This window comes from Bradyrhizobium betae, assembly GCF_004123905.1.
Lineage (GTDB): Bacteria > Pseudomonadota > Alphaproteobacteria > Rhizobiales > Xanthobacteraceae > Bradyrhizobium > Bradyrhizobium betae_A.
Genome location: NZ_MZXW01000022.1, coordinates 1 through 12260 on the forward strand (window position 1 = coordinate 1; position 12260 = coordinate 12260).

Below are 12260 nucleotides of genomic sequence, written 5' to 3' on the forward strand. Positions count from 1 at the left end.
CAGAACCTTCGCAAGATGGCCAAGCTGATCCCAATGCCCACCTTGGGGTAGAAACCGCCAAAGCCATTGGGCCGCATCGCGCTGACGCCAATACATCCGATTACTGTTTCCCTTTTTCAACGGAATCGGCCCTCAGCCGACTAGCTAGGGCGAACTGACCGTGTCCGGTCTTGAAGACCAAACGGACGCGGCACTACCTTCGCGCGGGGCGTCCACAGATGAGTACACGCCCCTAGGTCGCGGCCAACACCATCTGCCCCGCAATCTCGTCAGCCCGCCAGCACCGCACCGCATGTCCGTCGGGGCGCGTTTCCAACACCGGCCCCGGCTCGCTCCGGCACACCGCCTCGGCATAACGGCACCGCGGACTGAACGCGCATCCATTCGGCGGGTTGAGCGGGTTTGGCAGGTCGCCTCCCGTCGTCGCCAGCGGCGCGTGGTGCAGCGGATCGGGGATGGCCGCGATCAGGGCTTGCGTGTACGGGTGCGCCGGCCGCTCGAAGATCTCGCGCCAGTCGCCGTTCTCGACGATGCGGCCGAGATACATCACCGCGACCCTGTCGCTCATGTGCTCGACGACGCCGAGGTCGTGGCTGATCATGATGTAGGAGAGACCGAGCGTGTCCTTCAGCTCCAGCAGCAGATTGATGATCTGGGCGCGGATCGAGACGTCGAGCGCCGAGACGGGCTCGTCGCAGATGACGATTTTGGGATTGAGGATCAGCGCGCGGGCAATGCCGATGCGCTGGCGCTGGCCGCCCGAGAATTCGTGCGGATAGCGGCCCGCCTGTTCGGGCCGCAGGCCGACATGCCGCAGCATGGTCGCGACGCGATCCTCGATCTCGCTCTTTGTGGTTACGCCGTGCACACGCAGGGGATCTTCCAGCGTGCGGCGAACGGTCTGGCGCGGATTGAGCGAGGCGTAGGGATCCTGAAACACCATCTGCACGGTGCGGGCCAATGCCTTGCGATCGCCGGAGGGCCTGTTGGTCACGACCTGCCCGTCCACCACGATGCGGCCGCGGGTCGGCGCCAGCAGGCCGAGGATCGACAATGCGACCGTCGACTTCCCGGAGCCGGACTCGCCGACGAGGCCGAGGCATTCGCCGCGCTTCAGCTTGAGGTCGACGCCGTCAACGGCACGGAGCCATCGCCGGTCGCGGCCCAGCAAGCCGCCGCCCAGCGGAAAATGAACCGCCAGGTCTTCGACGCTGAGAATGAGATCGTCGTCCAGCCTCCCCTCACCCGATCTATTCTTGGGCTCATGCATGGTGATGACACCTCACCAGACCGCCCGCCTCCAGCAGATCCGCCACCGGCGCGGTGGTGCGGCAAATATCGGTCGCCCGCGCGCAACGAGGATTGAACCGGCAGCCATCGGGGAAGCTCGTGATCGCGGGGACGACGCCCGCGATCTCCTTGAGCCTGGTGCGGCCCAGCGCCGCCCGGCTGCCTAGCCGCGGCAACGAGGCCACCAGGCCTTGTGTGTAGGGGTGCGAGGGCGCGCGAAAAACATCGGCCGAGCCGCGCTCCTCGACGATGCGACCGGCATACATGACGGCCACGCGGCGGCAGACGTTGGCGACCAGGCCGAGATCGTGGCTGATCATCAGGATCGCGGTGCCTCGCTCGGCGCACAGATTCCGCATCAGCTCGATGATTTCGGCCTGCACGGTGACGTCGAGCGCGGTGGTCGGCTCGTCCGCGATCAGGAGATCCGGACCGCATGCGAGCGCAATGGCGATCATCACGCGCTGGCGCATGCCGCCGGACAGCTGGTGCGGGTAGTCCTTCACACGCCGCTCGGGCGCGGGAACGCGGACATTGGCCAGCGCCTCGACCGCGAGTTGATTGGCCTCCCGCCAGCTCTTGCCCTTGTGCAGCACGAACATCTCGGCGATCTGCCGGCCCACGGGCGAAACCGGGTTCAGCGCCGTCATCGGCTCCTGGAAGATCATGGCGATGCGATTGCCGCGCAGCTCCCGCTGTTTGGTCGTCGAAAGGCGCTGGATCTCCCGTCCCTCGAACCGGATGACACCGCTGCCGATCGACAAGGGCTGGCGCAGCAAGCCAATCAAGGCGAGCGCCGTGATGCTCTTGCCGCAACCGGATTCGCCGACGAGGCCAAAGGTCTCGCCGCGATCGATGCGGAATGAAACGCCCTCGGCCGCCGCAACGCGTCGCGATCCATCGTCGAGATCGATGCGCAAATCCTCGACTTCAATCAGCGGCACGCCCGTCATGTCCGCCGGCTCCGCGATTGGGGATCGAGAATGTCGCGCAGGCCGTCGCCGAGCAGATTGAGGCCGAGCACCGTCAGGAAGATGGCAAGGCCCGGAAACACCGAGAGCCACGGCGCCGTGGTGATCTGGTCGCGGGCGTCCGACAACATGCTGCCCCAGCTCGGAAACGGCGGGCGGACGCCGAGACCCAGGAACGACAATGCGGCCTCCGACAACACCGCGCTGCCCATGCCGAGCGTACCGATGACGATGATGGGTCCCAACATGTTTGGCAACAGCTGCGTGATCATGATGCGGAGATCGCCATAGCCGAGCACGGTTGCCGCCTGCACATAGCCCTGGCTTCTCAGCGACAGCGCCGAGGCCCGCGCGATCCGGCAGGTGAAGGACCAGTTGGTCAGTCCGAGTGCGATCAGCAGGCTGGTCAGGCCGGGTCCCAGCACCGCCATGATGGCCAGCGCGAAGATCAGCGAGGGGATCGCGAGCATCAGGTTGGTCAACCCGTTGACGACATCGTCCCACCAGCCGCCCCAATAGCCGGCGCTCAGGCCCAGCGCCACGCCGATGACGCTGTTGATGAGCTGCGAGACGATGCCGACCGTCAGCGAGACGCGTGCGCCATACACGACGCGGGAATAGATGTCGCGGCCCTGGTCGTCGGTGCCGAACCACCAGGCCCAGCTCGGAGGCTCCTCCGCATTCATGAGGTTGGCGTCCAGGACGGGATCGGTGTGCGCCAGCCAGGGCGCGAGCAGGCCGACCAGGATGGCAAGCGCGAACAGCGCGCTACCGATGATGAGATTGGCGCGTAGCTTCATGCGTATCTGATCCTGGGATCGATCACCCCGTAGAGCACGTCGATCAGCAGATTGATCGCGAGGAAGGACAGCACCACCACGAGAATCGAGCCCTGGACGGCGGGAATGTCGCGCTGCAGGACGCTGTCGACGAGCAGCGAGCCGATGCCCGGCCAGGAGAACAGTTTCTCGACCACGACCGCCTGCCCCATCAACGCGCCGAACTGCAGGCCGACGGTGGTGAGAATGATGACGAGCGCATTGCGCATGACATGCCACTTCACGACCCGCGTCTCGCTCATGCCCTTGGAGCGCGCGGTGCGGACGAAATCGGCGGTCATGATCTCGAGGACGGCGGCGCGCGTCGTCCGGGCAAACAGCGCCATCGGCGAAACACCGAGCGTCACGGCCGGCAGCAGCAGATATTTCAGTCCGCCATCGCCATAGCCAAAGCTCGGCAGCCAGCCGAGCTTCAGCGCAAACAGATACATCAGCACCAGTCCGAGCCAGAATTTGGCAATGGAAAGGCCCGACACTGCCACCACCATGGCAAGCGTGTCGACGATGCCGCCGGGTTTCAGGGCTGCGATGAAGCCTAGCGGCACACCGATCACGACGGAAAACGCCATGGCTGCGAAGACCAGCTGCAGCGTCGGCCATATCCGCTTGGCGATCATGGCCGTTACAGGCTCGCGGGTCCGGAACGAGGTCCCGAAATCGCCGGTCGCGAGCTTGGCGATGTAGGCGCCGAAACGCACATAGAGGGGATCGTCGAGGCCGAGCTGCTTCTTCATACGCAGCTCGACCTGCGGATCGCTGTCGTCGCTCATGGACGAGACGATGCTGCCGGGAACGACGCTGAACAGCACGAAGACCAGCAGCACGACGGCAAGCACGGTCGGAATGGTTTGCAGGAGACGACGAATCAGGAAGGAGAGCATCTCAACTTTTCCTCGCTCCCTCCACCGCGACAAGCGGTGGAGGGAGCGCGAGAGCGCGTGTCACTTCGCGGGCGAGGTCTCGTCGACCCAGAGGTCCTCGACGCTCTGATGGGTCAGCTCCGTCGCATTCAACTGGATCCCCTTGAGCCAGGGTTGCACGGCCATGACGGCCTTGTTGTAGTTGAAGAACCAGACCGGCGCCTCCTCATAGAGCAGCGCATTGGCCTTTTGCAGCAGCTGGGTGCGCTTCGCGGCATCGTCGGCCTGCCCTGCCTCGTCGATCAGCTTGTCGAACTCGGCATTGCTGAATTTCATGTAGTTGCAGGCCGGCTGCGGCGTCGATGAGTGGAAGCATTTCAGCGCGGCCTGGGGATCCGGGCCGGTCGCCTGGGAATAGATGAAGGCCTGGTAGTCGCCGCTGCGGACCACCTCCGCCAGCACCGCGGTCTCGACCTGCTTGACCTTCGCCTTGATGCCGACCTTGTCCAGCATCGGGATCACGGCCGAGACGATCGGCAGGCCCCAGCTCTCGTTCTGGCTGGTGGTCCATTCGAACTCGAAGCCGGAGGGGTAGCCGGCCTCGCTGAGCAGCTGCTTGGCCTTGGCCGGATCGTAGGCGTAGGGCTTCATGACCTTGTCGTAGGCGGGCGAGGTCAGCGGCAGCCAGCTGGTGGCGCGATAGGCCTTGCCCTTGACCAGCTTGTTGATGATCAAATCGGTATCGATCGCGTAGTTGATCGCCTGCCGGACGCGCTTGTCGGCGAACGGCTTGAACGCGGTGTTCATCCCCATGTAGCGCGTGAAGACCTCGGCGACCTCGACGACGGTGCCCTTGAGATCAGCGTCGGACTGATAGGCGACGTACTGCGCCGGCCCGAGCACCGAGGTGTCGATCTCCTTGTTGCGGAAGGCGACGTCGCGAGCCGCGGCCTCGCCCATGACCAACACGACGACCTTGTCGGCATAGGGCTTGCCGGGCTTGTAGAACCGGTCCCACCGCTCCAGGACGATGCGCGATCCCGGCACGTGCTCGACGAATTTGAAGGGACCAAGACCGATCGGCTTCTGGATGAAGCTGTCCTTGGTGGCCTCGTCGGCGGGATAGATCGAGGTCAGCGCGGTGAAGAAGTAGAAGCCCGGCTCGACTTTCTCGGTCAGCTTCATCTCGATGGTGAAGTCGTCGATCTTCTTCAGGCCGGAGATCTCCTTGGCCTGGCCCTTCTCGACCGCGGCCGCGCCCTCGATCACGCGGACATAGCGCGCGCCCGGATAGGCCTTGGTGCCGTCCATGATGCGGTTGTAGGACCAGATGACGTCGTCGGCCGTCATCTTGCGGCCGTTGTGGAAATAGGCGTCGTCGCGCAGCTTGAAGGTGTGAACGAGGCCTCCGCCTGAGACGACGTCCTCCTTGGCGAGCTCCAGAACCGGTTTGCCTTCCGCGGAATTCCAGATGTAGAGCGAGCGATGCAGGGCTTTTGCGTAGATCTCGTCCTGGGCGCGCTGCGTGGTGTGAATGTCCAGGCTGGTGAAACTCGAGCCGTAGGGCGCGGTCATGCGGATGGTTCCGCCCTTGCGCGGCGTCTCGGCCTGCGCCGTGGCGACGAGCGCCAGTCCCAAACCAGCGACGATCGCCACTCTCTTGAACATCATAGTCCCTCCGGCAACGCGTATTCCGATCAGGGAGTTGACCATTCACGGCACGCCGAACGCAAGCTTCTCTTTTGACTTGGTCGAGATCAAACCTTGCGCAGTCGCAGCATGCGCTCCGCGCCTGAACTCCTGAAGCCGGAGCTCGCAAGACAAATGGCAGTCGTCAGGGGCGATGCCGGTTCCGAATGGCGGCCTGGCCGGGCGCGAACTCAGAAACGGGAGAGGAAACAACGGTCTACGAGTGGTGAACGTCCTGCACGATCGATGCGACCAAGCTCAGGACAAGGGCCTTTGGCCCGGGCTCTCAGCCGGATAGCTCCGGCATCCAATCCCGCAATTTTCGTGCGGCGCCGGTGACGTCAGCGATCGTCCGAAACGCCGCCGCCTCCACCATCAATCCCCGCGCGAGCCGCACGGCGCGGGCTTCGCTGACGGCCCGCCTCTTCGGGTCCTCGATCAGCTCGAAATCGATGTTGTGGGCGAGACCGAAGATACGGCGGATGGTTTTTGCGGCGGCGAAGCCGACGGTGTCGGTGAACAGACGCTGCATGTAGGCTTGCCGCTCGGCCTCGAGCCGCATAGCGCCCCTCTCGCCGGCAAAGAGCGAGGCTGGATAGGCATCGCCGCTGGCCTGCGACCGCCAGAGGTCGAGGAATTTGCCGGTGAACCCGCCCCAGACCTGCTCCACCGTCTCCAGCACCCAGGCCTCGAAGGCACGTCGTTCGCCTGGCACGCTCTCGTGGCCGGCGGAGGCGAAATAGGCCATCAGGAGATTGGCAAGCACCGCGCCGACGTCAAAACCCATCGGACCGTAGAACGCGAATTCCGGGTCGATCACCCGCGTCTCTGACACCGTCACCATGATCGAGCCGGTGTGGAGATCGCCGTGGAGCAGCGCCTCGGGGCTTGCCATGAACTTCAGCTTCAGCCGGGAGATCGCGACATGCAGCTCCATGTCGTCGCGCAAGGCTGCTGCCAGGCCATCGAGATACGGCGCGGTCCAGCGGTTCTGCTCGGCGATGCGGTAGGGATCGGTGAAGATCAGATCTTCGGTGATCTTGCAGAGCGCGTGGTTGCCAGCAAAGGCGGCGATGGCCTCCTTCTTCTCGGCGGCCGTGAGCGCGAGGTCGGAGGTGAAGAACAGGGTGCGCGCCATGAAGGTGGTGATGTCGTCCACGAAGCGCGGATAATGCGCTGCCGCGACCAGCCCCCTGCGCATGATGATGTGGGGCTCGAGCAGCTCCATCACCGTCAGCGCGAGCGTCTCGTTGTGGTGCAGCAAAGCCGGCACGAGGCCGGGCGCGAGCTGCGCTTGCTTCGACAGGGCCAGGTATTCGTAATGGGCCCGCGACAGCGGCAATGGCCAGCTCTCGCCGACGAGCCGGACGTAAGGTAGCGCCTGCTTCACGGCGACGCCGCCGCGGGCGCCCTTGACGATGAAAACGAGATTGAGATTGCCGTCGCCGACCTCGGTGATCGACCAGGCGGCCGGCTCGCCGCCGAGAAGCGCCTTCAGGTCCGGAATGCCTGCGAGATAGTCCCGCAAGTCGGCCTCATGCAGAATCCGGTAATCCCCAGCCTGCGCCATGACGATCCCATCCGATTTAAATGGGCCGGACCGTTACTCCCGCTCCAGGAAGCTCGAGCCGATCTCGGCCTTTCTTTTGATCGGATCGTAATCACAATAGACGCTGTCCGCCACCAGCGTGTAGCTGGCGCTGACGGTGTATTTGTCCAGCTTGACCGAGTTCAGGCCGATCACCGAGGTGCTCTTGCCGCCGTTCCATTTGAACGGTGTCGAGCTCTTGGCCTGCTCGCAGGCCATCACGGCTTCATTGAAGACGTAGCCCTCGACGAACGCCTTCAGGGTGCGCACCTGCACCGCCATCTTCCACTCGACATAGCCGATGGCACCGAGACCGGCGACGATCAGCACCAGAAGCGTGATGACGATCCTCTGAAAAGTCATTTGTTTTCCTCGAAACAAATAGGGGTAGAAAAAAGTCTAAAAAGGCATTCCCATCAACTTCGACAGACGCTCGATCGAGAGATAGCCAGCGTGATAGGCGACCATGGCGAGCCCGTAGATGATAGCCGAGATGATCGTGGTCCAGATCAGCTTGCTCTTCATCCGCGTCAGAATCGGCGCGCCGGGGTCGGTGCCGGGGGCGCCGACGCCATCCTCATGCTGGCTGCGCACGCCGAACGGCAGCGTCAGGAACAGCGCGATCCACCAGATGACGAAGTAGATCGCGATCGCGGTCGATATCTGGATGGCCATGGGGCGGTCTATGCCTGCTCGATTTCGACGAGCGCGCCGGAAAAATCCTTCGGGTGCAGGAACAGCACCGGCTTGCCGTGGGCGCCGATCTTCGGCACGCCGTCGCCGAGCACGCGTGCACCCTCCTTCACCAGCGTGTCGCGCGAGGCGATGATGTCGACCACCTCGTAGCAGATGTGGTGGATGCCGCCGTCGGCATTGCGTTCGAGGAATTTTGCGATCGGCGAGGTCTCGCCGAGCGGCTCGATGAACTCGATCTTGGTATTGGGCAGCGTCGCGAACACGGTGATCACGCCGTGCTCGGGCAGCGGGACGGCCTCCGAAATCTGCGCCCCGAATGCCGCGCCGTAAATCCTGGCGGCCTTGATGGCATCCTTTGTGGCTATCGCCACGTGGTTGAGCCGGCCCAGCATGTGTTTCTCCCTTAGACTGTCAGGACATGTACCAGACAGGGGGGCTTTTTACCCCAATGTTCGTTGATGACAGACCGGACCGCGCGTCGCACCGACTCGGCCAGGGCATCCGGATCGCGGCGGCGCGCCTTCGGCAGGCCTTCGACGGTGGCGACCACGGCGTCGAACACGATGTCGTCGAAGGGCTCGCCCGCCTTGTTCTTCTCGGGGATGCCGACCAGATCGACCTCGGGATCGTCGGCGAGCTCGCCCTGCGCATTCATGGCGAAGGCGACGAAGGCGCAGCCGGAGAACGCCATGCGGCGCCGCTCAGTCACCGCGCGGGACTTGGAATCCTCGAGGATGTTGCCGTCCTTGTAGAGACGGCCCGACGGCACCTCGCCGACCACGCCGGGATCGCCGGGGCCGAGCTTGACGAGGTCGCCGTTGCGCACGACCAGCACGCGCGGCACGCCGGCGGCGCGCGCGAGTTTTGCGTGCTCGTTGAGGTGCAGGGCTTCGCCATGGACGGGGATCAGGAGCTGCGGCTTCACCCAGGAGATCATGTCGCGCAGCTCGTCGCGGCGGGGATGGCCGGAGACATGGACCAGATGGTCGCGGTCGGTGATCACCTCGACGCCCTGGAGCACCAGATTGTTGACGATCGCGCCGACCGCCTTCTCGTTGCCCGGGATGGTGCGCGAGGAGAAGATCACGCTGTCGCCGCGGTTGAGCGTGATCTCGGGATGGTCGTCATTGGCGATGCGCGCAAGTGCTGCGCGGGACTCGCCCTGGCTGCCGGTGCAGAGTGCCAGCACCTTGTCCTGCGGCAGATGGCCGTAGACCTCGGGCGAGCGGAAATTCTGCACGCCGTCGAGAAAACCGGTCTCGCGCGCGACCTGCACCACGCGCTCCATGGCGCGCCCGACCACAACGACCTCGCGGTCGGCGGCCTTCGCTGCATCGGCCACAGCCTTGATGCGGGCGACGTTGGAGGCAAAGGTCGTGACCGCGACGCGGCCCTTGGCCGATTTGACGAGGTTGATGATGGTCTGGGCGACCTCGGCTTCGGAAGGAGAACGGCCGTCGCGCACCGCGTTGGTGGAATCGCCGATCAGCGCGAGCACGCCCTCCTCGCCGAGTTCGCGCAGCCGCTTCTCGTCGGTGGGCTTTCCCAGTGTCGGGGTCGGGTCGATCTTCCAGTCGCCGGTGTGCAGCACGATGCCGGCCTCGGTGTGGATCGCCAGCGCGTGCGCTTCGGGAATCGAGTGCGCGACGGGGATGAACTCGACGTTGAACGGGCCGATATCGACGCGGCCGCCTGATGGCACCACCGTCACCGGGATCTTCGGTGCATTGCGTTCGGCGGCGCATTTGGCCTCGAACAGCGCGGCGCTGAACTGGGTCGCATAGATCGGGCATTTCAGCCTGGGCCAGAGGTCGATGATGGCGCCAAAGTGGTCCTCATGGGCGTGCGTCAGCACGAGGCCCATCAGGTTCTTGCGTTCCTTCTCCAGGAAGCTGATGTCGGGCATGATCAGGTCGATGCCCGGCAGATGCTCCTCGTCGCCGAAGGAGACACCGAGATCGACCGCCAGCCAGGACCGCTGCTGACGGTTGCCGAGACCGTAGATCGACAAGTTCATGCCGATCTCGCCGACGCCACCGAGCGGCGCAAATACCAATTCGTCAGGCTTCGCCATCACGCAGCTCCCACGGAGGCGGCCGAGCCGAAGAACACCTCGCCGGCCGCCACCGGAAGGCGTCGGCCGTCAGCAGTGCGGACGATCAGGCAACCGGTGTCATCGATCGTGTCAAAAATGCCTTCCAGCGTCGTCGCTCCCGTGTTGATCGCGACCCGCTCGCCGAGGCCGGCGGCGCGCTCCAGCCAGAGTTTTCGGATCTCGGCAAAGCCACGGCCATTGTCCCAGATACCACGGAACTCGACCCAGGCGTCCGAAAGCGCCGAGAACAGCTCTTCCGCGCTGATCTGGACGCCGAGTGCGGCCAGCGACACGGCGGGCGTGGGCGTCCCCTCGGGCGCGGCCACGACGTTGGTGCCGATGCCGACGACGATGGCCAAGCGATCGCCGACGGCCTCCGCTTCAAGACCGATGCCGACGAGTTTCTTGCCATCGGCGAGGACGTCATTCGGCCATTTCAGGGCGTAGCGGGGCCTGTCAGGACCAAGCCGCAGCGCGGCCTCGAGGCTGACCTTCTCCAGGGCGGCCTCCTCCGCCAGCCCTGCCGCAAAGCCGATCGTGGCGGCCACCGCAGGCGCCACGTCCACCATCTCGAGGACGCTGGCGGCGAGATTGCCCTTTGGCGCGATCCAGGCGCGCTGGCGCCGGCCGCGGCCGGCGATCTGATCGGATGTAACGAACCACATCGGGCCGGGTTCGCCGGCCCGCGCGCGCTCGATCGCGTCGGTATTGGTCGAGCCGGTCCGCTCAAAAGCTGCGAGCCTGTAGCCCGCAGCGCGTGCGCGAGGACCGAGCGCGAATCCCATCCTAGAACAGCGACTTGGCCGCGGCGGAGGCGACGCTCACCACCGGGCCTGCGAACAGCGCGAACAGGATGGTGAACAGGCCCGCAACCGCCAGCACCGTCTTCACCTCGACGCGCATCGGATCGACCTGACCGGCCGGCTCGTCAAAGTACATCGTCTTGACGATGGTGAGGTAGTAGTAGGCGCCCACCACGCTGGAGAGCACGCCGATCACGGCGAGCGTGAACAGGTTCGCCTTGATCGCGGCGACGAAGACGTACCATTTGGCGAAGAAGCCGGCGAGCGGCGGAATGCCCGCGAGCGAGAACAGCAGCATTGCGAACATGAAGGCGAGCAGCGGATTGGTGCGCGAGAGACCGGCGAAATCGCTGATCTGCTCCACGGCCTGGCCGTTGCGCTTCATGGCGAGGATGACCGAGAACGAGCCGAGCGTCATCGCGACATAGATCACGATGTACATCAGCACGCCCTGCGCGCCCTCGACCGTGCCGGCGGCAAGCCCGACCAGGGCAAAGCCCATATGGCCGATCGAGGAATAGGCCATCAGGCGCTTGATGTTGCTCTGGCCGATCGCGGCGAACGAACCCAGCGCCATCGAGGCGATCGACACGAACACAAGGATCTGCTGCCACTGCGAGACGATGCCCGGGAATGCGGTCAGCGTGACGCGGGTGAAGACGGCGAGCGCTGCCACCTTCGGCGCCGAGGCGAAGAAGGCGGTGACCGGGGTCGGGGCGCCTTCATACACGTCGGGCGTCCACATGTGGAACGGCACGGCCGAAACCTTGAAGCAGAGGCCGGCGAGCAGGAACACCAGGCCGAACACCAGGCCGACATTCGAAACCGTCGCAGCCGCAGCGATGCCGGCGAAGCTCACCGTGCCGGTGAAGCCGTAGATCAGCGAGGAACCGTAAAGCAGCATGCCCGACGACAGCGCGCCGAGGACAAAATACTTCAGGCCGGCTTCGGTCGACTTGGCGTTGTCGCGGTTCGAGGCCGCCACGACGTAGAGCGCGAGCGACATCAATTCGAGGCCGAGATAGAGCGAGATCAGGTCGCCGGCCGAGATCAGCACCATCATGCCGAGCGTCGAGAGCAAGACCAGGATGGCGTATTCGAAGATGCGGCGTGACGGATCGGACAGGAACTCGGTCGACAGAACCAGCGTCACAGCCGAGCCGATCAGGGCCAGGATCTTCATGAAGCGGGCGAAGTCGTCGACGATGAAGCTGCCGCCGAAGGTCACCTGCTTGCCCGCGGGCTGCGCGTAGACGAGCACGCCGACCACGACCAGGAGCAGCACCGCAAGCGAGGTGACCGCCCTGGTGGTCTCCTGCCCGCGATAGGCGCCCAGCATCAGAAGCGCCATGGCGCCGATCGCGAGCACGAGCTCGGGCAGCACCGGCGCCAGTTGATAACCTGCAGTCGAAAAGCTCATGGCGATATC

General features: G+C 64.7%; 12 protein-coding genes. All 12 read right to left on the bottom strand.

Going from position 1 to position 12260, the window contains the following annotated elements:
- Positions 1–232 precede the first annotated feature (232 nt).
- The 12 genes from B5V03_RS19585 to nuoN all read right to left on the bottom strand — a co-directional run bounded on the left by B5V03_RS19585 (position 233) and on the right by nuoN (position 12251).
- Positions 233–1270: an ABC transporter ATP-binding protein gene (locus B5V03_RS19585; RefSeq protein ID WP_129272052.1), complete on the bottom strand. Its 1038-nt coding sequence runs from the start codon at positions 1268–1270 to the stop codon at positions 233–235.
- Complete coding sequence (locus tag B5V03_RS19590; protein ID WP_129272053.1) at positions 1263–2243, bottom strand: ABC transporter ATP-binding protein; 981 nt, start codon at positions 2241–2243, stop codon at positions 1263–1265. The genes B5V03_RS19585 and B5V03_RS19590 overlap by 8 nt, the downstream gene beginning before the upstream one ends.
- Positions 2240–3061, bottom strand: coding sequence for an ABC transporter permease (locus tag B5V03_RS19595; protein ID WP_129272054.1), 822 nt, complete (start codon positions 3059–3061; stop codon positions 2240–2242). The genes B5V03_RS19590 and B5V03_RS19595 overlap by 4 nt, the downstream gene beginning before the upstream one ends.
- On the bottom strand, positions 3058–3981 hold the full coding sequence (locus B5V03_RS19600) for an ABC transporter permease (RefSeq protein ID WP_129272055.1): 924 nt from the start codon (positions 3979–3981) through the stop codon (positions 3058–3060). The genes B5V03_RS19595 and B5V03_RS19600 overlap by 4 nt, the downstream gene beginning before the upstream one ends.
- 60 nt (positions 3982–4041) lie before the next feature.
- Positions 4042–5631 (bottom strand): ABC transporter substrate-binding protein, encoded by a 1590-nt coding sequence (locus tag B5V03_RS19605; protein ID WP_129272056.1) that lies wholly within the window; start codon positions 5629–5631, stop codon positions 4042–4044.
- Between the two features lie 304 nt (positions 5632–5935).
- Positions 5936–7219, bottom strand: a complete 1284-nt coding sequence (gene mtnK, locus B5V03_RS19610; RefSeq protein ID WP_164988142.1) for an S-methyl-5-thioribose kinase — start codon at positions 7217–7219, stop codon at positions 5936–5938.
- 33 nt (positions 7220–7252) lie between these two features.
- Complete coding sequence (locus tag B5V03_RS19615) at positions 7253–7600, bottom strand: hypothetical protein (protein WP_129272058.1); 348 nt, start codon at positions 7598–7600, stop codon at positions 7253–7255.
- Between the two features lie 36 nt (positions 7601–7636).
- Positions 7637–7912 carry a DUF1467 family protein gene (locus tag B5V03_RS19620; protein WP_129272059.1) on the bottom strand — a complete coding sequence of 92 codons (276 nt, stop codon included), beginning with the start codon at positions 7910–7912 and terminating at the stop codon, positions 7637–7639.
- Between the two features lie 8 nt (positions 7913–7920).
- Entirely contained in the window at positions 7921–8325 is a 405-nt protein-coding gene (gene mce / locus B5V03_RS19625) for a methylmalonyl-CoA epimerase (RefSeq protein WP_129272060.1), read from the bottom strand.
- An 11-nt stretch (positions 8326–8336) separates the two neighbouring features.
- Positions 8337–10007, bottom strand: coding sequence for a ribonuclease J (locus B5V03_RS19630; RefSeq protein WP_129272061.1), 1671 nt, complete (start codon positions 10005–10007; stop codon positions 8337–8339).
- Complete coding sequence (locus B5V03_RS19635) at positions 10007–10813, bottom strand: biotin--[acetyl-CoA-carboxylase] ligase (protein WP_129272062.1); 807 nt, start codon at positions 10811–10813, stop codon at positions 10007–10009. Before B5V03_RS19635 ends, B5V03_RS19630 begins: the two co-directional genes overlap by 1 nt.
- A gap of 1 nt (position 10814) precedes the next feature.
- Positions 10815–12251, bottom strand: coding sequence for an NADH-quinone oxidoreductase subunit NuoN (nuoN, locus tag B5V03_RS19640; protein ID WP_129272063.1), 1437 nt, complete (start codon positions 12249–12251; stop codon positions 10815–10817).
- Between the last annotated feature and the right edge of the window lie 9 nt (positions 12252–12260).

What these genes read in the sequence shown, in the direction of transcription:
- B5V03_RS19585 (WP_129272052.1), bottom strand. Translation starts at nt 1,270, where the DNA reads ATGCATGAGCCCAAGAATAGATCGGGTGAGGGGAGGCTGGACGACGAT.
- B5V03_RS19590 (WP_129272053.1), bottom strand. Translation starts at nt 2,243, where the DNA reads ATGACGGGCGTGCCGCTGATTGAAGTCGAGGATTTGCGCATCGATCTC.
- B5V03_RS19595 (WP_129272054.1), bottom strand. Translation starts at nt 3,061, where the DNA reads ATGAAGCTACGCGCCAATCTCATCATCGGTAGCGCGCTGTTCGCGCTT.
- B5V03_RS19600 (WP_129272055.1), bottom strand. Translation starts at nt 3,981, where the DNA reads ATGCTCTCCTTCCTGATTCGTCGTCTCCTGCAAACCATTCCGACCGTG.
- B5V03_RS19605 (WP_129272056.1), bottom strand. Translation starts at nt 5,631, where the DNA reads ATGATGTTCAAGAGAGTGGCGATCGTCGCTGGTTTGGGACTGGCGCTC.
- mtnK (WP_164988142.1), bottom strand. Translation starts at nt 7,219, where the DNA reads ATGGCGCAGGCTGGGGATTACCGGATTCTGCATGAGGCCGACTTGCGG.
- B5V03_RS19615 (WP_129272058.1), bottom strand. Translation starts at nt 7,600, where the DNA reads ATGACTTTTCAGAGGATCGTCATCACGCTTCTGGTGCTGATCGTCGCC.
- B5V03_RS19620 (WP_129272059.1), bottom strand. Translation starts at nt 7,912, where the DNA reads ATGGCCATCCAGATATCGACCGCGATCGCGATCTACTTCGTCATCTGG.
- mce (WP_129272060.1), bottom strand. Translation starts at nt 8,325, where the DNA reads ATGCTGGGCCGGCTCAACCACGTGGCGATAGCCACAAAGGATGCCATC.
- B5V03_RS19630 (WP_129272061.1), bottom strand. Translation starts at nt 10,007, where the DNA reads ATGGCGAAGCCTGACGAATTGGTATTTGCGCCGCTCGGTGGCGTCGGC.
- B5V03_RS19635 (WP_129272062.1), bottom strand. Translation starts at nt 10,813, where the DNA reads ATGGGATTCGCGCTCGGTCCTCGCGCACGCGCTGCGGGCTACAGGCTC.
- nuoN (WP_129272063.1), bottom strand. Translation starts at nt 12,251, where the DNA reads ATGAGCTTTTCGACTGCAGGTTATCAACTGGCGCCGGTGCTGCCCGAG.